Below are 24,329 nucleotides of genomic sequence, written 5' to 3' on the forward strand. Positions count from 1 at the left end.
TCATCGTGATGTCTCCTTAGCGGCCTTCTCGATCAGCCGCGCCACGGCTTCAGGGTGCGACACCATCACCAAATGCGAGGCGCCCTTGATGACCACGGTATCCCGTGAGTGGGCCCGAGCAGCCATGAATGCGGAGGCTTCCGCCGGTATGTTCTTGTCGCCGGCCCCGTAGATGAACCAGGTTGGAAACTCTTTCCAGGCCGCTTCAGTTTGGATTTCGTTCAGCGCCGCTTCTTCAATGGGCCTCTGCGCCGCGGCCATCAACTTGGCTTCGGCCTCGGGGACGTCGGCGGCGAACTGCTCGTGGAACCTGTCCTGCCGGATGTAGAGATCCTTGCCTCCGCTGGACAGGCTGACTGGTGGCGAGAGGGCCGGACCGAGCGTGCTGCCGGGATATTGGGCGGCGAGTTGCGCGGCTGTCTCGCCTGCATCCGGCGCGAAGGCGGCGACATAGACCAGCGCCTTGACGTTGGCGTGGCCTTCGGCCGCCTCGCTGATGACCGAGCCGCCGTACGAATGCCCAACGAGAACGACAGGCGATTTGATGGAGCCAAGGATGTCGGCGACGTAGCCGGCGTCGTTTTTGACCCCACGTAGCGGATTGGCGACAGCTACGACGCGATAGCCATCCTTCTCGAGGATTTTGACGACGCCGTTCCAACTCGACGAATCCGCGAACGCACCGTGAACCAGAACGATGGTGGGTTTGTCGGCCTGCGCATATGCATTGCCGAACGAGGCGCTGCCGATCGCCAAGGCTGCGAGCAGTGTTTTCATCTGAATGTCCCTTGATGCTTGAGGTATCGCGCGAACCGCGCGGAGACGTAGCCGTGCCTCCTCGGTGTGGACAAGCCCTGGTGTCCAACCCATGGCCCCAGGGCTTGGCCTATTGCGGCAAGGGCTTCCCGGTCTGCTCCGCCGCCATGTAGGCGGCGTACCAGTCCGGCCAATTCTCATCACGCTGGCCGCCGCTCCGCTGCTCGTGCTCGCCGTGGGCGACCGACGCGCGCCGCATCGCGGCAGCCAGATCCGCTTCAGAGGCGAAGCTTGTCGAATTGCCGTCGATCCGGCCAGGAAGCCGGGCAATGATTTCCTGCAGCACCCAGCCGTTGCCGTCAGGATCGCTGAATGTAGCATACGAGACGTAGCTGCGCCCTTCAGGATCGCGACCGCTGATCGCGGGCTGGCCTGGTCCGGCGCGATGGAACACCTCGCTGACCTCGGCGCCGTGAGCAATGAGGTCGGCACGCGCCGCCTCGATGCCAGAGACGACGAGAAAGAGGCCCTGCGCCGAGCCCGGAGCGGCCGAGGTGATGCCCTTGCCGAAGTGGATCGAGCCTGATGAGCCGGGCGGAGTGAACTGAACGACCCGGAACACGTCGCCGACCACGAAGTCGGCATCAAGCCTCCAGCCTAAGCCGCCGTAGAAGTTCTTGGCACGATCGACATCGGAGACAGGGACAGCGATCACTTCGAGCTTCATATCGAGGGATCGCGCGCTCGCTGTGCGGTCTGCTGTTTCCAGCATTGTCTCGACCTGCCGCGCTTCAACCGTGGATGACATCGTCGTTCCCCTTCTCTTGGTTTTGTCGCAAGGAGTATGTTGCCGCCCTACGCCGCCTCGGCGGACCGACCTGCGGTCCGGCCCGCCGTTTTGAAATGTGGACGACCTGATGGCTGCCCTTCGGCTTCAGATGGACTGGCGCAGCGGGCGGAAGGCGTCTTTGAGCTCTGCGCTAAACACCGTCGGCTGTTCCCAGGCCGCGAAGTGCCCGCCCTTGGCGAGCCGGTTGTAGTGGATCAGCTTCGGATAGGCTTTTTCAGCCCAGCTTTGCGGCGCCTGATAGATCTCGTCCGGGAAGGCGCTCACGGCAACTGGGATCTTGATGCCGCGCGGATCGAAGAAACCCCCCGTCGGGAAATGTGCATTGTCCCAATAGAGGCGGCCCGACGAGATCGCCGTATTGGTCAACCAGTACAGAGTGACGTTGTCGACGATGTCATCCTTCGTCAGCCCTTCGGCGCTCCCATCAAAGACGCGCGTGATGAGCCTGTAACTGCGAATGTCGTGGTCAAGCATCCAGGCGGCCAGCCCGACAGGCGAATCCACGATGCCGTACAGCGTCTGCGGACGGTTGTTCATCTCGATCGCATATCCCAGCCCGTTTTTGTTGAAGTCGTCGAGCTGGCCGTAAGCGCGCTTCTCGTCCGGCGAAAGGTCGGAGGGCGCAGCAGCCCCTGCCGCCAGTGCCTTGGAGATATCGGCGGGCACCGTTGCGGCCATGTTGGTGTGGATGCCCAGCAATCCCGGTGGCTCCTGCAGAGCCATCTCCTCAGAGACGGCGTTCCCCCAATCGCCGCCCTGCGCCACGTATTTCATGTAACCGAGGCGCTGCATCAGCGTTGCCCATGCCTTGGCGATGCGGACTGGGGTCCATCCCGGCGCGATCGGCTTGCCCGAAAAGCCGTAACCTGGAAGCGAGGGGATCACGACGTGAAACGCATCGCCTTCGGTTCCGCCATGCGCGGTCGGATTGGTAAGCGGCTCGATGATCTTCAGCTGTTCTATGACCGAGCCAGGCCAGCCATGCGTCACGACAATCGGCAGCGCGTTCTCGTGCCTGGAACGCACGTGAATGAAGTGGATGTCCAGCCCGTCGATGTCCGTGATGAACTGCGGAAGCGCGTTGAGCCGGGCTTCCACCTTGCGCCAGTCGTAGTCCTTCGCCCAGTGCTGCGCGAGTTTCTGAATCGTCGCCAGTTGCACGCCCTGCGTATCGTCCGTAACGGTCTCCTTGTCCGGCCAGCGGGTCGCCGTCACCCGCCGGCGCAGATCGTCGAGCTCGCTGTCTCCGAAGTTGACAGTGAAGGGACGGATCAACCTTTCCGCCGCTTGGGATATTCCGGGAAGCATGTTGGCAGCCCCGGCGGCGGCTGCGGCGGCAAGTAGTTCGCGTCGTGTCATAAGGTCCTCCTGTCCAAATTGGTTTTTTCGAATGCTCCTAAGAGATCAACTGTCGGTTAAGGCGAATCCATCACACGATGGTATCGGCGATACTTTTGTACTGCTGGACTGCGGGGCGTCTGCTGTCCTTCGTAAGGACAACACCAGCAGCGAGGCCAGGATGCGAGTTCGCTGGCCAACTGATCCGTGCCGCGTATGACCCGGGTCGGGGTTGCGTCCCTACCAGGCCGCTAAACCGGCGCGGCTGCCAGGCAAGCAGCGAACCGATTCCACGCGATGTCTTGCGGTCGGATGGCTAAGAGCAGCTCCTCGCCAGGGTGATATGAACAACGGCTCACCCAGGCATCGTGGAAATGGCAATCCTCGCTCTTCTGGTCGGAGCTCTGTGTCCCGACGCGCGCCAAGCATTTCTGACCTATGCATCAGGTGAAGTCTGCGTTCAGCTGCGACGGCAAATCCTTGGATCGCTGGATCGAGAAATGCAGGCCGGCGAACGATCCGGACTCAGTGAACCACCATTCCACCGATCCGCCGAGTTCCGCTGCCAGGGTTCGGACCCGCCACCGCTCAGGACGCTCCTGGGAGTGCGACGCCGTCGAGCGGCTGTCTCTTACCAGGCACCGCACACTGCCGCCCCATCCACTCAAAGTAACCGCGATAGCTCCTCGCCGGCCCTTTAGATTGTGTCGCGCTGCGCTGCGTACCAGCTCAGATACGATCAGTCCTACCTGCCGGCAACAGGCAGCGTGCAGCCGTATCTCGTCCGTCTTGACGCTGAGCCGAACCCCCAGGTCCTCCGCCAGCGCAGCACATATACTTCCGACGTGAATACCAAGGTCCATGCTTTCGTCGCTAGCCGGGACCATTGGATCTCGGCTGGCCGCAGCTTTCGCGCGTATCCGATCCCCCGCCACTGTCAGCGCAAGGGCGGCAAACGCGTGCCCGCGCAACGCCGTCGCTCGCAACTGACGATGTGTGGTGCGCGTACTGGTCATGACAAAAGGCATGACTTGATCCTCCGCGAGATCTGCGCCACCACGAAATGCCGCGCGACGCAACGCAAAGTCAGAACAGAAGTTGTCCTGCTGATCTATTGCTCCAAGGTGTCGCCGATACCTAAGGCGAATACGCTTTGGCCGGAACATCTCGGGCATCTTCACGGCGGGTTTGGCGAGATAATTTCCCAGGTACTAAATCGCCGACACGAAAGTATCGACGATACTTAGGTCCAATCGAAGTTCATGAACTTGAACGGTAACTGACTGACGTCCCCAGTTTGTGTTCCAAAGGAGGCCTCAATGGACGCCAAGACAGTCGCATCACAGATCCAATTGGTACGAAAAAGTTCCGCCTATTGGCGCGTCACCTTCAACAACGCTCCGCTCAACGTCATGGGACCGGAGATGGTACGGCAATTCCAGGCGACGATCGGCGCCATCGAGGCCGATGAGAGCGTTAGGGTCGTGGTCTTCGACAGCGCGGTGGAAGACTTTTTCCTGAACCATTCAGACTTCATGGCCCCTCTTGAAGAGATGACGTCTATGCCACCCGGACCGACGGGCCTGCCGCCGTGGCCGGATTTCCTCGTGCGCCTTACGCGTGCCCCTGTGGTTTCGATCGCGCTGATCCGTGGGCGCGCGACTGGCAACGGCAGCGAGCTGCTGCTTTCCTGCGACATGAGCTTCGCCAGCAAGGAGAAGACGATCATCTCGCAGTGGGAAGTCGGCGTGGGCATGGTGGCCGGCGGCGGGCCGATGGCTCGGCTGCCTAACCTTATCGGGCGAAATCGCGCCATGGAGGTGCTGCTGAGCTCGGAGGACATTTCCGCCGACAAGGCGGAAGCCTACGGCTACATTAACCGGGCGCTTCCCGACGCTGAACTCGACGCCTACGTTGAAGCGCTCGCCACCCGCATCTCCGGCTTCGACAAGTGGGCCATCGGCCAGACCAAGCGGCTGGTGAATACCAGCTTGCCGCCGGATGTCGAACTCGGCGCCGGATGGGAGGCCTGTATCGCCTCGCTCGGGCGGTCCGCCGCGCAGAATGGCATCAAAGCCCTGACTGCCAAAGGCTTCCAAACGCCCGGCGATGTTGAAAATCGGCTGGGGTTCTACCTCGGCGAACTGGCTCGCTAGGCAATCACCAAACGTTCAGAAAGGATGACTCTCATGGATTTGCTCATGACAGCCAAGAAGCTGGCCGAGCGCGTAGAGGCTGAAGCAATCAAAGCCAAGATTCCGGTAGCCGTCTGCATTGTCGACGTCCATGGCAATCTCGTGCTCCAGCATCGCATGAACGGCGCCCCGCTGTTCTCACTCGAGATATCGGAGCGGAAGGCCTACACCTCGGCCCTGGTGCGGATGCGCACCATTGATCTGCTGACATTGGTGCAGCCTGGTCAATCGCTCTACGTGCTCCCTTCGGTTGGTGGCGGCCGCTTCTGCCCCATGGGTGGCGGCGTCCCGTTGACCGAGAAGGGCGAGGTGTACGCTGGTATCGGCGTCAGCGGCGGAACGGCCGAGGAAGACGTAGCTATCGTTGAAGCTGCTCTGCAGGAGCGCGCCCAGGTGGCTGCTTGATCGAAGAAGGATGAGTCTTGCTCGCCGGCCGCCCGGCGGGCAGACGCGACCCTGTGTGGCTTTTTGGCGGCTAGGCCGTGAAGTTCATAATCATTCGCTGTTCTATGCCCTGCACGTCTGGATTTTGATGGAGACAGGTTTCGTGAAACTCCACTGGCCGCCCACGATCTGCAACATCACCGATCATCTTGCAGTCAGGGGCGCGAACATCTCCATCGACGGCGAGTGCGTCGATTTGAGGCCGAGGCAGCCATGAGCCGAGTTCGCAGGATCGCAATCGTCATCGTTGTCCTTTTTGTGACATCGCTGGCGGCTTCGTGGGGCTGGCAGTGGTTCACAATAGGCCGCTTCGAGGAAACGACTGACAACGCATATCTGCGTGGAGACATCACCAGTATCGCTCCGAAGCTCGCCGGCTATGTGGTGGAGGTCGACGTAGACGACAACGCGAGTGTTTTGAAGGGCGCTGTCCTGTTTCGAGTCGACGACAATGATTATAGGGCCAAGGTGGAGCAGGCGAAGGCCAACGCCGCCGCCAGGAAGGCGGAAGTTGACAACATCGTGGCCACCTCTGCATTGCAGAAGGCCTTGATCGTGCAGGCCGACGCGCAGAGGCAATCAGCTGCAGCCGATCTGCAGTTTGCGCGCTCCAACCTTGACCGCTACGTCACCCTGCAGAGGAACGGGACCGCGAGCGATCAGAAACTGGAAGATGCGCATGCCGCTTATGACAAAGCAAAAGCATCGGTGGATGGCGCAGACGCCAATGTTTTGGCTCAAAGGCTGAAGTTAGACGTACTGGGTGCACAGTTGGCCAGCGCGGAAGCAGCCCAATCACAGGCGCAGGCTGCGCTCGACCTAGCTATGCTCGACCTGTCCAACACGGTGGTGAAGGCCCCGATCGACGGAATTGTTGGCAATCGTCAGATACGTGTCGGGCGGTATGTCACTGCGGGTACTGCGGCGTTGGATATTGTTCCTGTAAAAGACGTTTGGATTGTCGCGAATTTCAAGGAAACGCAGCTAGAGCAGGTAAACATAGGGCAGCGGGTACGTGTGACTGTCGACGAGTATCCAGACCTCGAAATTGACGGCGTCGTCGACAGCTTCTCTCCCGGCAGTGGTGCAGCATTTAGCCTGCTCCCGCCAGACAACGCCACGGGAAATTTTATCCGCGTCGTTCAGCGCGTGCCGGTCAAGATCAGGATAATGCGCAACCCCTTGCCCGGCCGCCTGGTTCCTGGCCTTTCGGCTCGTGTTGCTATCGCCGTCAGCGCCGGAGACGCTTGGGCGGCGGCGCTGAAACCACAGACCGGCGGAATCGCGAACGGACAACCAATACAGTGACCCACCCTGTCGAAAAGCGGTCGGCGCAGCACCTTTTCGACGCGCGGCTGCGCGCTTTATTCGTAACAGGCGCTGTTGTACTGGCCGCGCTCATGGATGCGGTCGCATCCACTGCTCTGTCCATCGGTCGGATCGGCCTGCTTGGCGACACCCACGCAACGCCGGACGGACTGGCGATGATCGATATTGTTTTCATCGCCGCTAAGCTGACTTCCTTCCTTGTCGCTCCACTCCTTGTCAGAGCGGTCAGGCCTACTGCCTGCTTGCGCGCGGGGGCTGTCATCCTTCTTCTGGCCTCGGCTGCAATGACATTGTCGGCCGATCTCGTCTGGATTTGCGTCTGCCGCGTTGCCCAGGGGCTGGCCGGTGGCACAATCCTGGTCGCCGGCCAGACCTTATTGTTTTTCCGGTTTCCGCATCGACACCAGCCGGTCGTTCAGGCTGTTTTTGCTACAGGTGCCGTGATGGCTCCGACGACAGTCACGCCTGCTCTCCAGGGTTGGCTCGTCGACCATCTCACCTGGGACTGGATATTTCTTGCCAACATTCCGCTGGGCCTCGCCTCCCTTATCCTGCTGGCAGCGGAGGGTGACGCGACATTTTGGCGAGATGCCAAGCTTCCTATCCGCAGGGTAATTTTACTTGGTATCGGTACCACGCTTTTGACCTACGTCCTGCTGCAGGGCAGCAGGTTCAATTGGTTCGATGACACCGACATTGCTGTCCTTGCCGCGCTCGGTGTCATGTCTGTCGGCCTTCTGGCTATCTGCGAAATCGGGTTCCGCCCACGAGGCTCTTTGTTGCCGATCTCGCCACTTGGCGATCCGGACTTCCGCTTCGGACTTCTCGCCAGCCTGCTTGCTGGCTTTGCCCTTTCTGGCAGCGCCTATCTCATTCCCACTTTTGCCCTGACCGTCCTCGATTTCACCGCCACGGGCGCGGGAGTGCTTCTCCTGCCTAGCGGAGCCGCGCTTGCGCTGGCACTTCTGCTGTCGGGCCTTCTCATCGAAAAGGCGGGGATACGTGCGATCATGCTTGCTCCATTCGGAATTTTGCTCTTCGCCGGAGCCATGTGGCTGCTGTCTGGTTCGACGAGCGGCAGCGGTTCGGCGGACCTGGCCGTTCCGTTGCTCCTGCGCGGATTCGGTCTTGGTCTTCTGTTCATGGCGTTGACGCTGATCACCCTCCAGGGGCTTGCGGCCGGCGCGCTTCCGTTCGGCATTGGCCTGTTCAATTTTGGCAAGCAGGTTGGTGGTTTGGCCGGCACGGCCCTTCTGCAAACATATATTGATCACCAGAATGCCTATAACCGAACGATACTGGCTGCCCACGTTGTCAGTGGCGATCCCGCGGCTGACCAGCGCTTGAGGGCTGCTGCGAGCGCTTTGGCGTCAAACGGTATCGACAGCACTGCAGCGACAAAGGCCGCGGTCTTATTGTTGCAGCACGCGCTCGACAAGCAGGCCGCCGTTATCTCTTTCGATGAAGCTTTCTTTGCTTTCGTCCTGCTGTTCGCAGTCGTGGCGCCGTTTCTCATTCTGGCCAAGCGATTGCTCAGCCTCGGAGCCGTCAGGCGCAACCGGACAGCCGCGCATAAGCAAGCCATGCTTCGGTGATGCCATATCTACTGCGAAATTCCGGTTTCACACATTCATGGCATCCCGAGCGAAACTCAGAGTTTTGCGATCCTTTCCGCTCCACCTCCGGCGAGACACGGCGTCTTCTAAATTAGCTTTACTCTATCGAGCGCCTCTACCGAGAGCGGCTTCGCTAATCGGCTTGAATAGACATGCAACCGCGTCCCGACCACCCTAACGGGCGGATCGACTCGTCGCGATGTGCCGTAATGAACACCACCGAAATGTCGTGGCAGTGACGCCTGAGCTCGGTTCTCAGTTCGGGCCCCGTCATATCGGGCATTGCGATGTCGAGGATTAGGCATCGCGTCTTTCGAGGTCTTTCGAGCGGAGAAATGCCTGTGCGGAGGGAAAGGCCTGAACGGGGTAACCGAGCACTTTCAGCAGATCAGGCAAAGACTCGCGCACAGACTCGTCATCGTCGATGATTGTCACGAGGGGGCGCTTAGGCATTGGGGCTTCCTTCGTGGGATGCCTTCGCACCTTGTGGCGTGTGCCCCGCGGGCTCGGTTGGAACAACCTGCACCGCAGGCTGCGGGATCGCGAACGAGAAGCTCGCCCCAGTGTCGGCGTTTCGGCTTGCCCAGATGCGGCCGCGGTGATGCTCGATGATTGACCGACTGACAGATAGACCGATGCCCATGCCGGTCGGCTTGGTCGTATAGAACGCGTCAAAGAGTCTATTGATACTCTCCGGGTCGATACCTACGCCGTTGTCCTTCACCGTCAGTTTCACTTGACCGTCTTCGTCCATTCCCGTGCTGAGTGTGACGCGCCTCGGTAGATCCTCGATCTCGCTCACAGCATCAGCCGCGTTAAGAAGAAGGTTCAACACGACCTGCTGAAGCTGCACACGGTCGCCAACGATCTTCGGCAGGTCAGGCGCGAGATCAACCTCGAGGTCCACCCGTCCTCGCCGCAACTCTATGGTCGTCAGGGCGAGCAAATCTCGCACAGCCTCGTTGAGGTCGACTGACTCTGTGGTCTCACTTTTTTTGCTGAACAAGGCGCGCAGCTTGCTGACGACTTCGGCGGCGCGATTGCCATCGCGAATTGTGCGCCGCGCGGTTTCGCGCGCGCCCTCGATGTCTGGCGGATTGGACGCGAGCATGCGCAGTCCGGTGCTGGCGTTAGTAATGATACCCGAAAGCGGCTGGTTAACTTCATGAGCGATCGACGCCGTCATCGCCCCAAGGGTGCTGACCCTCGAGACGTACGCCAATTCTGTGCGCAGCTCGTTGACAGCCTCCTCGGCCAATCTCCGCTCTGTAATGTCCTGCATGGTGCCAACGAAGATCTTCTGCCCGTCAACTTGAGTGTCCGGGCGCGATTCTGTGCGCAGGTATTTGACGCGGCCGTCGGGCATGCGGAGTCGAATGTCGTAATCGTGATCCACAATACCGGCCTGCGCCTCTGCAAGCTTAGTCGTCAGCAGCGGGATGTCGTCGGGATGGACCCGGGTGGCGATCTGCTCAACCGTAATCGGCACGCTCGAATCGAGCTCGAAAATCCGGTAGAGTTCTTCCGAAAAGAACGTGATCTCCCTTGTCGCTAAGATCCACACGAAACTTCCGGTGGAGCTCACGCGCTGCGCATGCGCGAGCGAGGCTTCGCTTTTCACCAACTCGTCTTCGGCGCGTTTGCGATCCTCGATGTCAGTATTGATGCCGTACCACCTGACGACGGCTCCGGTTTCGTCGCGTAGTGGGCTCGCTCGGAAGATGAACCACCTGTATTTGGCGTCGGCACCGCATAGCCGCGTCTCGCACTCGGCGCTCGAGCCGGTCTCCCGGGCTTTCTCCCATGCGGCACCCAATCGCTGCAAATCCTCTGGATGCACTCCCGACGTCCAGCCCCAGTCCGCTAAGTCGTCGAGCGATCGCCCAACATAGTCGAGATAGTGCTGATTGAAGAAGTCGGCCGCGCCGTCTGGATGTGCTGACCAGGCCAATGCCGGGATGGCATCGACGGTGACTTGCAGGTTGCGCTCGCTGGCCGCGAGGGCTTGCTCAGCATGCTTGCGATCGTCGATGTCATTCATCAGGCAGTACCAGCGGATGATGCGTCCATCGGCATCTTTGGCTGGGAGACCACGGACCTGGAACCAGCGATACGCCCCGTCGAAGCGCCGCAGTCGCGTTTCCGTGTCGATCGGACGTCCTGAATGGAAAGATCCCCTCAGGACTTCGACGTGGTGTTCGACATCGGCGGGATGGACCGTGCCGTTCGTCGGCCAATTCGAAAATTCCTCGAGCGTCTGGCCGAGATATTCAAGGAACTGAGCATTGACGTCTTCGGCGGCACCGCTCGGCGCGAAGGTGGCGATCAGGCCGGGGGTGGTGTTCACCACTAGCCGGAGTTGACCCTCGCTTTCGCGCAGCGCTAGCTCCGCCTTTTTCTGATCATCGATGTCGGTCAGCACCCCATACCAGCGGAGGATGCGGCCATCGGCTTCTCGCAACGGATTGTTGCGGACCTGGAACCATCGATAGACGCCATCGAACCGTCGTATCCGAGTTTCGAACCGGCTTTCTCGATCCAGGGTCATGAACGTTCGGAAGTACTTCAACGTCCCACCGAAGTCGTCGGGATGGACCATATCGGTCGTCGTCCATTGCTTCAGTATCTCAAGCGTGCGCCCGAGATATCCCAGAAGCCGTTTGTTTGCGTCCGTGATTCCGGTCTCTGGAGAGACTACGATAATGCCCGCTGGAAGGGTGTCGAGCGTCAGGCGCAGCTCACTTTCACTGGCCCGAAGCGCGTCCTCCGCAAACCGTCGCTTGGCCACTTCGCGATGGAGTGCTTCGTTAGCGCGAGCGAGCTCCGCCGTAAGTTGAGGTATGTCCATTTCCATTTGGCCGCCTGTCTCCCGTCGAAGCCTTCGGCCGCGTAGGATTCCAGGCTGCTCCTGGGCGGCAGTCGCCACAAATGCCGACCCCGGCATGACCGGCCAATTCGGTACACCCGCCAGCAGCGCTAGGCAACTTCAGGAAGCTCCCGCCTTGAGCAGACCAAATCAAATTACATTGGTGGCACTCGTCGCACGACCGTCGGTCGCTGGACCCGAGGTGCTCGAACACGGTATGCCCAACCGGCACGACAGAGTTAGCAGAGCGCAAGACTACTGCTTCCTCCGCGGGCCCGGCTCACCAACGACCGCTCTCACGCGGCGCTTGAACGGATCGGACGGCGGGGATGCGGCGCAAGTCAAATCCACACTAGCCGCGACCTGCGGCACCATTCACTCCACACTCGGACGGGATGGGCCCTCTCCACCACCGCTGGCGAATATATTCATTTCCGCTCTGACAACTCCTCGCTTTCCACCGTCACTTCCGTCAAACCACCGGTGTCGACATCAAAAATAAAGCCGCGCACGGGAACGTCTTTAGCAATCCATGGGTGCGACCTAATTTTCGTTATTTGCTCTTTCGTGTGGTTTTCAGGATCTTTATATGAGAAGAATCGCATAGGGGCCGGCGTTGCGTCGCCAGTCTGCGCGCTGAACTTTGTGTTCAAATCCTCGTCTGTAAAGCTCGTGAATCCACAGCCCGTGTGGTTGAGCAGCATAATCTCTGCTGAGCCCAGTACCCGGGTGGACACAATAAGTTCCCCCATCACATCATCTGTTACAGCCGGACCGCCAGTGCGAATTACGTCCATGTCGGCATTGTTCAAACCTAAGATTCCCTCTAGATCAGAGAGCCGCGGATCCATGCAGGTTACGACGGCAATCTTGGGCCGAGGGTGCGCCCCCAGCTTTGAATCATACCCCTGAGCATACCGCTCATTGGCCTCTAGAGCCTTATCGATGAGACTCATGATCTTCTCCTTGTTTAGCAATCCGCTTCAATTGCGGCAGTCATAGTCCGCTGGAGAGCTGCCGCTGTCGATGAGACCAAGGTGTCGGGTGGACCGACAAATTGCCGACTGAATGTCGGCCATTTCCGAGCAACGGGCAGAAGCCAGGAAGCGGACATCGCCGGCCGACAACGACACAGGCCGAGTCGGCAGCAACTCCTCTTTCCTGCTTTGGGCCGCTGAAGCGTACCGGCGGGGTTTCGGTGTCTTTTCACGGCTCGTACTTCGGCGCCACGTGAAGAACGTTCGAACTCACACGTGGGAATTCGAACTCACACGTAGAACTTGAACGGTTGGCGTTCCTCTCCCTTCGCCGAGCCCATCGTGAGGACGTCTCCAACCATCCGTGCGAATCGCACGGTGACGGGCAGGCCATCATTGAAGTTGCACGAGTTGTAGTTGATCTTGGTGAGACCCATAATGTCTCCCAAGACCGCGCGGATGTCGGACTTCTCGTTCTTGTTGCGCATCACTGTGATGTGCAGCGGATTGGGTGTTTCCGGCCCGATATAGGTGTCGAGCTGCGGTACGTAGCCCGTCGTCCAGAGATAGGCCGTCTGATCATCGAGCAGGAGGGCGGTCCCACGCAGCACAGGATAGTCGCCATCCCGAAAGAGCTTCGCAACTTCCGCCCGCCGTGCCCTTGCTGCGGCGGACGCATGATCGAGGTTGCGCACGGCTCAGCCATCGGGCGAGGTCTCTCCCGGTTTGAACAGCCCAAGCTTGTCAAGCGGGCTCGTGACCGTGCGCACCGTCCGGGTCGCGACCTTAGCGTAGAGGGCGGTGTTGTTAAGCTTGGCGTGCCCGAGCAGGACCTGAATGATACGGATGTCGGTGCCGTCCTCCAGCAAGTGGGTGGCGAAGGTGTGGCGCAGCGTGTGCGGCCCGACCCGCTTGGCGATGTCGGCGGCATGTGCCGCCTCGACGACGATGCGATAGAGCTGACGCGTGCTGATCGGCTTCATCGCGTGCTGCCCCGGGAACAGCCAGCCGTCGCGGTGCATCACGCCCTGCTGCCGCCCAACCTTCCACCACTCATGCAGAAGCGTGAGCAGATCCTCCGACAGCATGGCGTTGCGATACCGCCCGCCCTTGCCGCGCTCGACGCGCAGCAGCATGCGCTCGCTGTCGACGTCGGCGACCTTCAGCATCGACACCTCCGCTACACGCAGGCCGGCGCCATAGGCGACCGAGAGCGCCGCCTGGTGCTTGAGGCAGGTGGTGGCGTTGAGCAGCCGGGCAACCTCATCGCGGCTCAGCACCACGGGCAGGTTACGCGGATGCGCAAGCCGGACGAGCCAGCGCGCCAGGTCTGGGCGGTCGAGCGTCTGGGTGAAGAAGAAGCGTAGCGCCGACACAATGCTGTTCATCGTCGGCACGGGGACGCCATCCTCCTGCTGCTCGATCTGGAACCGGCGCAGGTCGTCGGCGGTCGCCGTGCCCGGTGAACGCCCGAGGAATGTCGCCAGGCGTCCGATGTTGCGCTGCGTCTCCCGCGAGAAACGCCGCATGTTCATGTCGTCGATCAGCCGCTGGCGCAGTGGGCTGATCGGTGCATCGAGAGCGGTGGGTCATGGTCAGGCTCCTTGTTGAAGAAGCCCGTCATGCTCTGCCGCTGCCGGACGACGCTCAATGCGAGCGCGACGCCCGGCCCGTAACCGCTACCTCAAGCGTAGGCGCCCTCCCGCGCAGCGGGTTCGTTCTCCGGCCCCAGAGCGGTGACCCGCACCGTTTCTCCTTCGGCCAATCAAGGCCGAGGAGAACTCAAATGGGCCATTCTCAGTTCGATGATGCTAGCCGCGAGCGCGCAGCTTGGAATACTGGAAAGAAGGTGGGAACCAAGCGTCCGCTCACGCAGAAACAGATCTGGGCCGTCCGCTTCTTCCTCGATCGCGAGCGCCGCATTCGTGACCGTGCGCTGTTCGATCTTGCGATCGACAGCAAGCTTCGCGGCTGCGACCTGGTCAAGATCAGGATTCGTGATCTGGTCGCGGGGCCGGAAATTAGGACCCGCGCGATCGTAGTTCAGCAAAAGACGGGCCGTCCAGTCCAGTTCGAGATTACCGGCGACGTGCGAGCCAGCCTTCTGGCTTGGCTTGAAAGGCGTGGCGGCAAGATCGACGACTATGCATTCCCGAGCCGGATCAATCACGCCCGCCACATGAGCACGAGGCAGTATGCCCGCTTGGTTGACGAGTGGGTGACGGCGATCGGTCTGCGTCCAGAGGAGTATGGCACCCACTCACTGCGTCGCACGAAGGCATCTACGATCTGCAAGGCGACAGGAAATCTTCGAGCCATCCAAATCCTGCTTGGGCATTCCAAGCTCGAGAACACCGTTCGGTACCTTGGCGTAGATGTGGAAGACGCACTGCTCTTAGCAGAGCGAACTGAAATCTGACATTTGAGCGGTCACCCGATGCACCACGGATGACCGCTTCAGCCTCCCGGATACGTTCTTGTTCTGGCTGTCCCGGGGTGGATTGCTGACCGACCGCTTTTGGCCATCAGTATTGGGAAGCGGCCATTCAGGTGACCGTCGTACATCGACGGCAACAGCCCTATCGGCCGTACAAGCAATCCTAATCGCGCCAGAAACAGATGTTCTGCGGCGCCAAGCCAATGCGCACGCACTGCGCCACAGAATGGCAAGCGCGCCTCGTTTTGCACAACCGACGGTGGTCGCTTGCGGTACATGGGCGATGTACGGAAGTGTATCATGAAAGGAGTTGGTGAATCTGCCTCATGTTATGCTACAAGCCGTGCCCCTCTGACTGGAGAAAACGAATGTGGGCGTACGTAGATGAGACAGGCAACACGCTGAATAACGTCTTCGACGAAGAGCAGCCGTTGTTTATCACCGCAGCCTTCATGACGAAGACAAATTTCGATCTCGTTGCGAAGGCGAGCATCGCTGCCATTGCCAAGAAGGTTGGTACGAACGCCTTGCATGCGAACGTCCTCGGTGTAGCCAAGATCGAACAGATCGCGCCCGACCTCCTGAAGCTCCTGAAAAAGACGGACTGCCGCTTCTTCGTCTCCCGCGTCGAGAAGAAGTACCTCGCCGCCTGCAAGGTGATCGACTTCGATCAGGGTGAGAACAAGGCGGTGCCGTGGTCGGCTTACTGGCTCCGCCATCTGCGCCTTCTGCTTACGTTCAAGATGGCGAGCTTCGTCATTACGCCGGAAATCGCGTCGATCGTTTGGGACTGCGTGACGGCCAAAAGTGAGTTTACCTCGAAGAAGCACTTCGTTCAGGGCGCAGAAGCTATGCTGGATAATGTTCAGTTCGTACCTGATGCCCGCAGCCGCGAGATCATCACTGACGCGCTTGAGTGGGCGATCGCCAATCCGGAGGAGTTCTCGACCCATATGTCAGAGAAGGCTCGGCGGTATCAGCATTCGCCGAATTTCGTAGCGTTCACGAGCCTGCTGGAGGGTCTGCAGAATGCGTCGGAGCATTGGAAGCGGCCTGTTCGCGAGATCGTCCACGACAAGCAGGCTGAGGTCGAAGAGGTGTTTGCGACCTGGCATGCGACCGTCTCCAAGCCCGAGCTTGCGAATACAGAGGGACTTTTATGGCCAGGCGAAAGCAAGCCGTTGATGGTCCAGAAGGTGACCGGGAGCACGTTCCGGACGGCCACTGAAGAGGAGAGTGCAGGTCTGCAGGTGGTCGATGTCGTTCTGTGGTGCTTCAAGCGCGTCTTTAGCGGAAAGGAAATCGGACAGGACACTGCAAAACTGGTGAACTGGGTTATGCAGCGCGCTTACCAGAACGATTTCTCGTTCGAAGGCGTCGGTAGGCAGGTTGAAGCCGAGTTCGGCAAAATTATGGATGCCGACATGCCTGAGGAGCAACTCGCTGAAGGGCGCAAGCTGTCGGCGGACATGGAAGCACAGCGTCAGGCTCTCGTCGCCGCTCACGGCATCGAGAAGGCAGGGAGGCGAACTGAGGGTGTGGTCACTTGACGGCAAATAGTTGTGGCCGGTCACCCGATTACGCCGACAGTCGGGCGTATCGGGAACGGCGGCTTTCGCGAAACCGTCGATGACCTTGGAACGACCGCAATGGGGTCGTCAGTCGAATGACCGCATTACCGGATTCCTCGGCCAAAACCGGACTGTCGGCAAGCGGCCCCAGTCACGCCATCGAGGCGGCACTATGATCGCGGCTGCGACGACGATCAAGCCGCGGTCCGGATCTCCACGGCTTGCTTCCAATGTGTTGATGACCCTTGCCGACATTCCGGTGGCTCAACCGTAGGCGACCGGATTGCGCTCAACATCGGTCGCCGCGCCTTGCACTAGACTGGCTGTGGTTCCTTTGATGCTTGCCCCGCCCTTTCGGGCGAAGGCAAAAAACAGTGGGTGCCTCGATCTCGTGAATTAACGAGAGTCAAGCCGCTTCAGGCACCTTGGTGTCGGACATGCGATAGCGAAACTTGGTGTCCGTGAGTCCGGCCGCATCCGAAAGCGTTGCTGCAAGAAGTTGGGCGATGATGATATCCACGATCGCCTGCGCTATCAGATTGTCGCATCGCGGCACCTTGATGACCGTCAAAAGCCTGCCGTCATCGATTCCCTCTGCCGTCGTGACGAGAAGCGCGGGGCAGCCGATGCTTTCCAGATATTGCGCCAATTCGACCTCGCGCCCCCCACCAAACAGAACCACCGCAGTGGTCTCGTCCATCGACTCCATCGGTCCATGCAGGTAGTGGCGGGTATCGTAGGCCGAGGCTGGGATCCGCGATGCCTCGCGAATCAAAAGCGAAGCCTCATCGGCCGTGCCGAGCGAGGCACCGGCGCCGACGCAGTCAATGGCGCGACGGGCAGACAACAGCTTCCCCAGTCGATCCATCTTCGCGGCCGCGGCGCTCAAAAGCTGGCCGACAAGGGACGGAATCTCAGCGAAGGCCTCATCACGCACGCCCATGAGTTTCTGCACTGCCATACCAGCGGCCAGCAACGTGGCGGTGTAGCCGGTGCTCGATGGTGTGGCATCAGAGCCGTTCGCCAGCCGTAAATGCAGGTTCGCTGCGCGCGCCAGGGGACTCTCGGGATTGTTGGTGATGGCCAGGCGGCGGGCCCCTAGCAGCTTTTCCAGCGCGGCGACCGTCTCGACGCTGCGGCCACGATGGGACAGGCCGATCAACGCATCACAAAGGTCGTTGCCTTTGGCCATGTCCACCGAGCGAATCGCGAATGCGCGTCGGTTGCGTGTCTGAAGCTCGGCTGCCACGACGACGGCCGCAGCATAGCTTGCGCCTATGCCGGTCACGCCGATGACCGTCCGATCCAAGGACGACATGTCTATCTCTGCTAGCTCGTCGCGCACGGCGGCATAAGTATCGGCAAGGGCTTCGGGCTGGCGAGCGATGGTGGAACGATAACTCACAGTTTTTCCTTTCTTGGTCACAAAAATACCGGTGCGAAGGCTATTCCGCGCGCGGAAGGTATCTCGATCAGGCAGCTGGCGAGACGACAGGCGCCCTCGACGGGTTGCCCGGTGAACAGATGCGGCGCTATGCGCCCTGCGGAAGCCTCGGCCAGTCCTTCCGCGAAGGCATTCCACAACAGGGGCTGCCCCGCGATAACGCTACCTCCGGCCACCGCATGAACGGCACCCGCGCCGCGAACATCCAGTAGCGCGGCCATATGAGCGAGAGCCCGCCCACCTTCGCGGATGACGCCCGCGGCAAGGGCCGATCCCGCTTCCGCCGCCTGGAAGATTACTGCGGCATGGCTTCCCACTGCCGTCGCCGACCGCATTTCCGACAGAGAGCTGCCCAGACGCGGAACCGAAGGAACCCGCAACGCGTCGAAAATTGCCTCGACCAGAGGCTCACCGCGGCCGCCGCCAGCATCGAAATGGTGTGCAACGGCGCGCACGGCCTCCCGCACAAGACCGGCGGCGCTGCCCTCATCACCGACGATCCAGCCCCACCCTCCGGCAACCAACATGCGATCGGGCGCGGGCCGACAAACCGCGATCGAACCTGTGCCAGCCACCACGCCGATCTGCCCGGTGAGGCCGAGCGCAAGGGGCATCAGCTCGGCGTCGTTGACCACTGCGACCGGGGTGTTGGTGCGCGTCGACAAGGCTGCATGAAACGCCTGGCATTCCGCCGCGTCGTCGCAGCCATGGGCGCCAATGCCTATCGCGCCAAGCGGAGTGCCCTCGGCCAGACCCGCCGCCAAATCCAGTAGCCGCTCGGCATCGCGATCCCAGTTGCGCACCCGCCAGTCGCCGGTCGGCAGCACCATGTCGCGTGCCGCGCCGCCTGCCGTGGATTTGACCCGCAGATGGGTCTTGGTGCCCCCAATATCGATTCCGACGATCACGGCAGTCTCATCCTTGGACCGGTTCATCCGCGAGATCCATTCCCACCCCGAATGCGTCGGCCGTCCGACGTGAAGACAAGTGCATGACGAAGGTCGGCTTTGGCCCGCAAGGTTCCGTTGATCGACGCGCTGCCCCGTGCAGCCCGCACGACCACCGGGGTTCCATCGCCCAAGTCCATGTGGACGTAGCTCTCCGAACCGACTTCCTCGACCAGCTTGACCTTGCCTTCCAGCTCAAGACCGCCTTCATCGGCGCGCTCAGGCACGGCCAAGAAATGCTCGGGGCGCAAGCCCAGTTCGACCCGGCCCGCGAGCTCGGGCACCGAAAGGGGAAGAATCACCTCAATCGAGTTGGTAACGGCAAGGCGCAAGCTGCCGGGTGCCGCGTCGACAACGCGGGCGGGCAGAAAGTTCATTTTGGGCGAGCCGATGAAACCAGCGACGAACCGGTTGTCCGGGTCGTCATAGAGGTCAAGCGGCTTGCCCGCCTGCTGGACTCGGCCGCCATTCATCACCACCATCCTGTCGGCCAGCGTCATGGCCTCCACCTGATCGTGCGTGACATAGATCATCGTCGTGCCGAGGCGCTTGTGCAGATCCATCAGTTCCGCGCGCATCTGCACGCGCAATTCGGCGTCGAGGTTGGACAGCGGTTCATCGAACAGGAACACCCGCGGTTCGCGGACGATAGCGCGGCCGATGGCGACGCGCTGCTTCTGGCCGCCCGACAGCTGCGCAGGCTTGCGCTCCAGAAGCGTGTCCAGGCGCAGAATCGCCGCCGCACGGCGTACCTTCGCTGCGATCTCGTCGCGCGGTCGATGGGCCATGCGCAAACCGAACGAAATATTCTGGAAGACCGTCATATGCGGGTAGAGCGCATAGGACTGGAACACCATCGCCGCGCCGCGCTGCGCGGGCTCCACATCGTTGATGATCTCGCCTTCGATCGAGATCGTGCCGGATGTCACCGTCTCCAGCCCGGAGATCATGCGCAGAAGCGTCGACTTTCCACAGCCCGAAGGCCCCACGAAAACCACGAACTCCCCGCGTTCTATCGAAAGGTTCACGTCCTCCAGGACACTGTGCGCGTCGAACGACTTCGAGACCGAGGAGATATCCAAAAATGCCATGGGTCGTTCTCCGCTCAGCCCTTGGTTCCTGACATCGCGATTCCTTCGACGATCTTGCGCTGGAAGATCAGGAAGAAGAGCAGCGGCGGGATTGCGGCAAGAAGATTCGCGGTCATCACCATGTCGACCGTCTGGTGCGACAGTGGCGAGTTGAACAGGCCCACCACCTGGCCCACCGTGTAAATTTCCGGCTTCGTCCCGACGATCAGGGGCCACATATAGTTTCCCCAGGTCTGCATGAAGGTGAGGATCGCCAGGGTGACGAGGGCATTGCGGCACAAGGGCAACGCGACGTGCCAATAGATCTGAACATGGCTGGCGCCGTCGAGCCGCGCCGCTTCGATCATGTCCTTGGGGACGGCGCGCATGAACTGCACAAGCATGAACAAGCCGAATGCCGAGGCAAGGCCAGGTACCACCAGACCCCGCATCGTGTTCAGCCATCCGAGCTGCGAGGTCAGCAGATAGGTCGGGATGATTGTGACCGCGGTCGGCACCATAAGCGACAGCATGACGACGCCGAACAAAAGGCCGCGCCCCGGAAATTCGAACAACGCAAACTCGAACGCGGCCAACGAGCCGATAAGCAGCACGCCCGCAATCGTCAGCAGCGCGTATAACAGCGAGATGCAATAGGCGTGGAGGTAGTCCGTCTCGGTGAAAATCAGCCTTATCTTCTCGACGCCGGCCGGAATCGAGGTCGGCCACAGGCGCGGATTGATCGATACCGGCTCGCCCGGCAGGGCAAAGACCACATTGATCATCCACCAGATCGGAAATAGCGCTATGGCAGTCACGACCAGGGCGAGCGCCCATTTCAAAACGGTCCAGACCGAGATGTGGCGGTTGAACAGAGCGGTCATGCCCACCCCTTCAAGCGGCGCAGACCGAACATGGCGGCCGTCACCAAGACAATGGCGAGGGTCAGCAGGAAACCGTAGGCCGCGGCTTCGCCAAAGCGAACGCCCCCGAAAGCGCGGCCCATCATGTCCATCACCGGAAAGAGCAGCGCGTTGCGACGCCCGCCATAGCTGGTGAAGGACGATCCCGTCAGCAGCCACGGCTTGTCGAAGACCTGCATGGCTGAGATCAGGCCGTAGGTCACGACGAAGAACAGCACCGGTCTCAGCATCGGAATGGTGATGTGGACGATCTGTTGGCGTTTGTTGGCACCGTCGAGGCGTGCGGCCTCGTAGAGCTCGGCTGGGATTTCCTTTAGTCCGGCCAGGATGATGACCATATTGAAGCCCGCCGATACCCAAACATCCACGGCAATCAGGGCGTAAAGCATGGTGCTGGTGTCATTGAGGAAGTTGACTGATTGCCCGCCAAACCAGCCGACGATCATGTTGAGCAGCCCGAAGTTCGGCGCATAGATCCAGCGCCAGATAGTGGCGGCCAAGAACGCTGGCAGCACCACCGGCATGAAAAAGGCGTTGCGGAAGAAATTGGCCCAGCGTCCGACGAAACTGTCCACCAGAAGCGCAAGGCCCAGCGCCACCAAAACGCCCAGCGGGACGGTGATGGCGACATAGGTCAGGAGGTTGCGCATCGCCGTTGCGAAATCGCGTGAGAGTACGATCTTCTGGTAGTTGGCGAAGCCGAGATACTCCGGCTTCGCCACCCCGTTCCAGGCGTGAAAACTGTAGTAGAGGCCGCTGAGGATCGGATAAAGGAAGAACACCGCAAACAGGATCATGAATGGCGCGATCATGAGGTAGTGCGGCAGGAGGCGGCGAAGGGACATGGGCGCTCCGTTTGAGCCTGCAGCCGGACCGATCCAGCCGCAGGCGCTTTACGCGTGAGGCGCTTTTACTGGGCCAGACAGTCGTTCAACTGCGAGACCAGCTCTTTCGCGCCCTCCTCCGGAGTGTACTGGCCGTCCGCCGTGGCGGAGGCCATGTCGATCACCTCCGAGTTGTAGCAGCTCGGGACCGAGCCGACGAAATAGGGCGCCGCCACATCCATCGCGCCGTGGGCGGCATCGACCGAAACTTTGATCAGCGGGAGTGCCGCGACCTCTGGATCGGCCATTGCGGCCGCGTTGGCGTTATAGCGTGACAGAAGCTTCGCCCAGCGGGCCATCTGCGCCTTCTCCGTGAGATAGGCGGCGAATTCAAAAGCTAGGTCCGCGTGAGGGCCTGGTGCGACGCCGACCATCTCGTAGCTGCGGATGCCGCCGGTCTTGCCAGGTTCGTCACCAGGAATCAGCGTGAAGTCGTATTTAAGCCCGCTGGCCTTGGCTGCCTGCTCATAAGTCGGGTTTACCCACGGCCCGACGGTATGAAACGCGATTTGGTTCGAGATGAACAGGTCCTTCGTAGCCTGGTCGTTGCGGCTGGTTCCGCTGCTGAGCGGCTTCATGTCGACAAATTTCTTCAAGACCTTGGCCATGATCGCCGGATCTATCTTGGTCTTCTTGTTCGCCCAGTCAAATCCCCAGCTCTCTGTTGAACCTGAAGTCGCATAGATTTCGGCGATCGAATTGAAGACCAGCGTTTCGTCCGGAATGGCATACATTCCAGCATCCTTGACCTTTTTCATCTGGGCGAACCATTCGTCCCAGGTAGCCGGAGGCTTGCTCGTGTCGACGCCAGCTTTTTCCAAGACCGTCAGGTTGCGAAACAACAGAGAACCGAAGCCCGTATAAGGAAGGCAGTAAAGCTCGTCCGGCTTTGGCATGCAGCCCTTCAACGCATCCCGATCGAATTGAGCCCGGAAGCTCTCGGGCATAGCCATCCATTTCGAATAGATGTTCTCCAGGGCATGCACTTCTACCAGCTGCGCGCCCACCGACTGAGCGTTCATGAACACATCCGGCAAGTTTCCGCTCGCGGCACCGGCGACCTGGCCCGCCGTCAGATCGTCGTCGCCCTTGGCGACAATATTGATTGTCACACCGGGATGCCTGGCAGTGAATTCCTTGATGAACTCCTGCTGGAGCGCCAGTGCCTCGCCTTCCCCAAAGTCGGAATAGACCCAGTACTGAAGCGTAACGTCCTCCGCCGCCGCTCCACCGGCGGTTCCGATCGCGGCCAGCGCCGCCAGTCCGGCAAGGCCGAACCGAAATTTGCTCAGCGTGCTCAATGTTTCCTCCCGTTGATGCCTCACAACTGCAAAACGGACAGTGCTTTGTTAGGCACCTTAACTAACAAAAAAGGAAGAGCCGCCGTCAAGCCTTTTATTGCGACAGCGCGAATGAAATAAGCGGCCGTGTTGGCTATTCGCCCAGGACCAGAGGCAGGGCGGTCTCGATGGCTAGGCGTTCGATGCCCAGAACCGTCGCGTCTGCGGCCAGATGCGTGCTGCGGATTTCGACCGGGTAGGAAAGGCGGTTCGCCGTTTCGCGCACCTCCGGCAAGAGAAGGGGCGACGCTCCAAGGCCGCCACCCAGGACCACCAGACCGGGATCGACCACGCTGACGCAGGCGGCGACCACCGCCCCTATATCCGAGGCGTGGCGGGCAACGTGACGCTGTGCGTCCGGGTGGCCCGCTTCGGCAAGCTTGAGCAATTCCTCGGTGTCTCGCGGAGACGGTCCAGCCGCTGTGGTCCAGTCCGACTGTACGCGCGAGATGAAGGCCTGGGTACCGAGATAGTGCTCGACCTCGCCCGGCAGCGGCTCCGCGCCCGGTGCAAAAGGGAAACTCAGATGGCCGATCTCCCCTGCGGCGCCATTGCGCCCCCGTATCAGTTGATCGTTCAGGATGAGGCCCATGCCGATCTTCAACCCGATCTGCACATAGGCAAAGTTGGTAATGCCGCGCGCAGCCCCATAATGCTGCTCGGCCACTGCGGCACAGTTGACGTTGTTTTCTAAGACGAGCGCTACACCGGCGGGAGGGTTGAATGCACGAAACACGACGTCTTGCCGGCTGGCCTCGACGTCGCCGTCCGGGCCCACGACACGCGTAGGCACCGCGAGCCCGAGCGCGCGCAGCGGTCCCCAATTTCGTTTGGTCGAAGCCCGAATGGCAGTGAATTCGGATGCGACGGCGCGGCTGACCTCTTCGTTGATCGTCAGCTGGCTCTCAGGATAGCGCAGAATGCGGTTCGCCAGTTGCCTGCGGTCGAGCGTGGAGACACGAAGCCGCACATGTGTCGCACCTGCATCAACCGCGATGACATGCCCGGCACCAGGCCCGACTTTGTATTGGGCCGCGCTGCGCCCCAGTGGCCCCTTGATCGCGCCGACCATTTCGACGTAGCCGAGTCGCTCGAGTTCAGCAATCGCAGCCGACATTGTCGGCCGCGAGAGGCCAAGCGCCATTCCGATCTGCGGCCTGGTCGAAGGGCCGTCCTCCACCAGGCGTCGGAACACCGCTCGAGCGCTTCCTGTCAAGAACGGTTCGTTTTTGTCGGACACTGTTTGCTCCGAGGGATGGATCCTCGTCGTTTGATACGAGTTTGCACGATTCAAATCGAGTGGGGTGCTCATTTGGCACATTCGTACTTGATGCAATCGATC

General features: G+C 60.6%; 21 protein-coding genes. 6 read left to right on the top strand and 15 right to left on the bottom strand.

Annotated features, from left to right (window positions below):
* From LB538_RS24555 to LB538_RS24565, 3 genes are all read right to left on the bottom strand, one after another.
* Complete coding sequence (locus LB538_RS24555; protein ID WP_224530469.1) at window positions 1-777, bottom strand: alpha/beta fold hydrolase; 777 nt, start codon at window positions 775-777, stop codon at window positions 1-3.
* A gap of 109 nt (window positions 778-886) precedes the next feature.
* On the bottom strand, window positions 887-1,528 hold the full coding sequence (locus LB538_RS24560; RefSeq protein WP_224530538.1) for a VOC family protein: 642 nt from the start codon (window positions 1,526-1,528) through the stop codon (window positions 887-889).
* 162 nt (window positions 1,529-1,690) lie between these two features.
* Window positions 1,691-2,965, bottom strand: coding sequence for an epoxide hydrolase family protein (locus LB538_RS24565; protein WP_224530467.1), 1,275 nt, complete (start codon window positions 2,963-2,965; stop codon window positions 1,691-1,693).
* 1,298 nt (window positions 2,966-4,263) lie between these two features.
* Between LB538_RS24565 and LB538_RS24570 the strand changes: the two genes are divergently transcribed.
* The 4 genes from LB538_RS24570 to LB538_RS24585 all read left to right on the top strand — a co-directional run bounded on the left by LB538_RS24570 (window position 4,264) and on the right by LB538_RS24585 (window position 8,507).
* A complete protein-coding gene (locus LB538_RS24570) occupies window positions 4,264-5,100 on the top strand; it encodes an enoyl-CoA hydratase/isomerase family protein (protein WP_224530464.1) in 837 nt (278 codons plus the stop codon).
* 33 nt (window positions 5,101-5,133) lie between these two features.
* Entirely contained in the window at window positions 5,134-5,544 is a 411-nt protein-coding gene (locus LB538_RS24575) for a GlcG/HbpS family heme-binding protein (protein ID WP_140502839.1), read from the top strand.
* A gap of 252 nt (window positions 5,545-5,796) precedes the next feature.
* Entirely contained in the window at window positions 5,797-6,891 is a 1,095-nt protein-coding gene (locus LB538_RS24580) for an HlyD family secretion protein (protein WP_224530461.1), read from the top strand.
* The gene (locus LB538_RS24585; RefSeq protein ID WP_224530457.1) at window positions 6,888-8,507 is read left to right on the top strand and encodes an MFS transporter; all 1,620 of its coding nucleotides are present in this window, start codon (window positions 6,888-6,890) and stop codon (window positions 8,505-8,507) included. The genes LB538_RS24580 and LB538_RS24585 overlap by 4 nt, the downstream gene beginning before the upstream one ends.
* A gap of 154 nt (window positions 8,508-8,661) precedes the next feature.
* Here LB538_RS24585 and LB538_RS24590 read toward each other — a convergent pair whose 3' ends face one another.
* The 5 genes from LB538_RS24590 to LB538_RS24610 all read right to left on the bottom strand — a co-directional run bounded on the left by LB538_RS24590 (window position 8,662) and on the right by LB538_RS24610 (window position 13,906).
* A complete protein-coding gene (locus LB538_RS24590; RefSeq protein ID WP_318012332.1) occupies window positions 8,662-8,811 on the bottom strand; it encodes a hypothetical protein in 150 nt (49 codons plus the stop codon).
* A 162-nt stretch (window positions 8,812-8,973) separates the two neighbouring features.
* Window positions 8,974-11,382 (bottom strand): PAS domain-containing protein, encoded by a 2,409-nt coding sequence (locus LB538_RS24595; RefSeq protein ID WP_224530455.1) that lies wholly within the window; start codon window positions 11,380-11,382, stop codon window positions 8,974-8,976.
* A 440-nt stretch (window positions 11,383-11,822) separates the two neighbouring features.
* Window positions 11,823-12,350: a beta-class carbonic anhydrase gene (locus LB538_RS24600; protein WP_224530453.1), complete on the bottom strand. Its 528-nt coding sequence runs from the start codon at window positions 12,348-12,350 to the stop codon at window positions 11,823-11,825.
* A gap of 311 nt (window positions 12,351-12,661) precedes the next feature.
* Entirely contained in the window at window positions 12,662-13,066 is a 405-nt protein-coding gene (locus tag LB538_RS24605) for a hypothetical protein (RefSeq protein ID WP_224530448.1), read from the bottom strand.
* A gap of 3 nt (window positions 13,067-13,069) precedes the next feature.
* The gene (locus tag LB538_RS24610) at window positions 13,070-13,906 is read right to left on the bottom strand and encodes a tyrosine-type recombinase/integrase (protein ID WP_263482542.1); all 837 of its coding nucleotides are present in this window, start codon (window positions 13,904-13,906) and stop codon (window positions 13,070-13,072) included.
* 251 nt (window positions 13,907-14,157) lie between these two features.
* On the opposite strand from LB538_RS24610, the gene LB538_RS24615 reads away from it, so the two are divergent.
* Both LB538_RS24615 and LB538_RS24620 read left to right on the top strand, forming a co-directional pair.
* A complete protein-coding gene (locus LB538_RS24615) occupies window positions 14,158-14,790 on the top strand; it encodes a tyrosine-type recombinase/integrase (RefSeq protein ID WP_224530445.1) in 633 nt (210 codons plus the stop codon).
* A gap of 386 nt (window positions 14,791-15,176) precedes the next feature.
* The gene (locus LB538_RS24620; RefSeq protein ID WP_224530442.1) at window positions 15,177-16,358 is read left to right on the top strand and encodes a DUF3800 domain-containing protein; all 1,182 of its coding nucleotides are present in this window, start codon (window positions 15,177-15,179) and stop codon (window positions 16,356-16,358) included.
* 427 nt (window positions 16,359-16,785) lie between these two features.
* Here the strand turns inward: LB538_RS24620 and LB538_RS24625 are convergent, their stop codons facing one another.
* The 7 genes from LB538_RS24625 to LB538_RS24655 all read right to left on the bottom strand — a co-directional run bounded on the left by LB538_RS24625 (window position 16,786) and on the right by LB538_RS24655 (window position 24,227).
* Window positions 16,786-17,784 carry an SIS domain-containing protein gene (locus LB538_RS24625; protein WP_224530439.1) on the bottom strand — a complete coding sequence of 333 codons (999 nt, stop codon included), beginning with the start codon at window positions 17,782-17,784 and terminating at the stop codon, window positions 16,786-16,788.
* A gap of 17 nt (window positions 17,785-17,801) precedes the next feature.
* On the bottom strand, window positions 17,802-18,758 hold the full coding sequence (locus LB538_RS24630) for an N-acetylglucosamine kinase (RefSeq protein ID WP_224530437.1): 957 nt from the start codon (window positions 18,756-18,758) through the stop codon (window positions 17,802-17,804).
* Entirely contained in the window at window positions 18,755-19,861 is a 1,107-nt protein-coding gene (locus LB538_RS24635; RefSeq protein ID WP_224530434.1) for an ABC transporter ATP-binding protein, read from the bottom strand. The genes LB538_RS24630 and LB538_RS24635 overlap by 4 nt, the downstream gene beginning before the upstream one ends.
* Before the next feature lie 14 nt (window positions 19,862-19,875).
* The gene (locus tag LB538_RS24640; protein ID WP_224530431.1) at window positions 19,876-20,724 is read right to left on the bottom strand and encodes a carbohydrate ABC transporter permease; all 849 of its coding nucleotides are present in this window, start codon (window positions 20,722-20,724) and stop codon (window positions 19,876-19,878) included.
* On the bottom strand, window positions 20,721-21,608 hold the full coding sequence (locus LB538_RS24645) for a carbohydrate ABC transporter permease (protein ID WP_224530427.1): 888 nt from the start codon (window positions 21,606-21,608) through the stop codon (window positions 20,721-20,723). The genes LB538_RS24640 and LB538_RS24645 overlap by 4 nt, the downstream gene beginning before the upstream one ends.
* 65 nt (window positions 21,609-21,673) lie before the next feature.
* Entirely contained in the window at window positions 21,674-22,948 is a 1,275-nt protein-coding gene (locus tag LB538_RS24650; RefSeq protein ID WP_224530424.1) for an ABC transporter substrate-binding protein, read from the bottom strand.
* A 133-nt stretch (window positions 22,949-23,081) separates the two neighbouring features.
* Complete coding sequence (locus LB538_RS24655) at window positions 23,082-24,227, bottom strand: ROK family transcriptional regulator (protein WP_224530421.1); 1,146 nt, start codon at window positions 24,225-24,227, stop codon at window positions 23,082-23,084.
* Between the last annotated feature and the right edge of the window lie 102 nt (window positions 24,228-24,329).

It is taken from the genome of Mesorhizobium sp. Ca11 (assembly GCF_020165275.1).
Classification (GTDB): domain Bacteria; phylum Pseudomonadota; class Alphaproteobacteria; order Rhizobiales; family Rhizobiaceae; genus Mesorhizobium.

Coding starts and splice junctions, on each gene's coding strand:
- LB538_RS24630 (WP_224530437.1), bottom strand. CDS start 18,758: ATGAACCGGTCCAAGGATGAGACTGCCGTGATCGTCGGAATCGATATT.
- LB538_RS24600 (WP_224530453.1), bottom strand. CDS start 12,350: ATGAGTCTCATCGATAAGGCTCTAGAGGCCAATGAGCGGTATGCTCAG.
- LB538_RS24580 (WP_224530461.1), top strand. CDS start 5,797: ATGAGCCGAGTTCGCAGGATCGCAATCGTCATCGTTGTCCTTTTTGTG.
- LB538_RS24595 (WP_224530455.1), bottom strand. CDS start 11,382: ATGGAAATGGACATACCTCAACTTACGGCGGAGCTCGCTCGCGCTAAC.
- LB538_RS24560 (WP_224530538.1), bottom strand. CDS start 1,528: ATGCTGGAAACAGCAGACCGCACAGCGAGCGCGCGATCCCTCGATATG.
- LB538_RS24610 (WP_263482542.1), bottom strand. CDS start 13,906: ATGAACATGCGGCGTTTCTCGCGGGAGACGCAGCGCAACATCGGACGC.
- LB538_RS24570 (WP_224530464.1), top strand. CDS start 4,264: ATGGACGCCAAGACAGTCGCATCACAGATCCAATTGGTACGAAAAAGT.
- LB538_RS24640 (WP_224530431.1), bottom strand. CDS start 20,724: ATGACCGCTCTGTTCAACCGCCACATCTCGGTCTGGACCGTTTTGAAA.
- LB538_RS24565 (WP_224530467.1), bottom strand. CDS start 2,965: ATGACACGACGCGAACTACTTGCCGCCGCAGCCGCCGCCGGGGCTGCC.
- LB538_RS24645 (WP_224530427.1), bottom strand. CDS start 21,608: ATGTCCCTTCGCCGCCTCCTGCCGCACTACCTCATGATCGCGCCATTC.
- LB538_RS24620 (WP_224530442.1), top strand. CDS start 15,177: ATGTGGGCGTACGTAGATGAGACAGGCAACACGCTGAATAACGTCTTC.
- LB538_RS24555 (WP_224530469.1), bottom strand. CDS start 777: ATGAAAACACTGCTCGCAGCCTTGGCGATCGGCAGCGCCTCGTTCGGC.
- LB538_RS24635 (WP_224530434.1), bottom strand. CDS start 19,861: ATGGCATTTTTGGATATCTCCTCGGTCTCGAAGTCGTTCGACGCGCAC.
- LB538_RS24575 (WP_140502839.1), top strand. CDS start 5,134: ATGGATTTGCTCATGACAGCCAAGAAGCTGGCCGAGCGCGTAGAGGCT.
- LB538_RS24615 (WP_224530445.1), top strand. CDS start 14,158: ATGGGCCATTCTCAGTTCGATGATGCTAGCCGCGAGCGCGCAGCTTGG.
- LB538_RS24590 (WP_318012332.1), bottom strand. CDS start 8,811: ATGCCCGATATGACGGGGCCCGAACTGAGAACCGAGCTCAGGCGTCAC.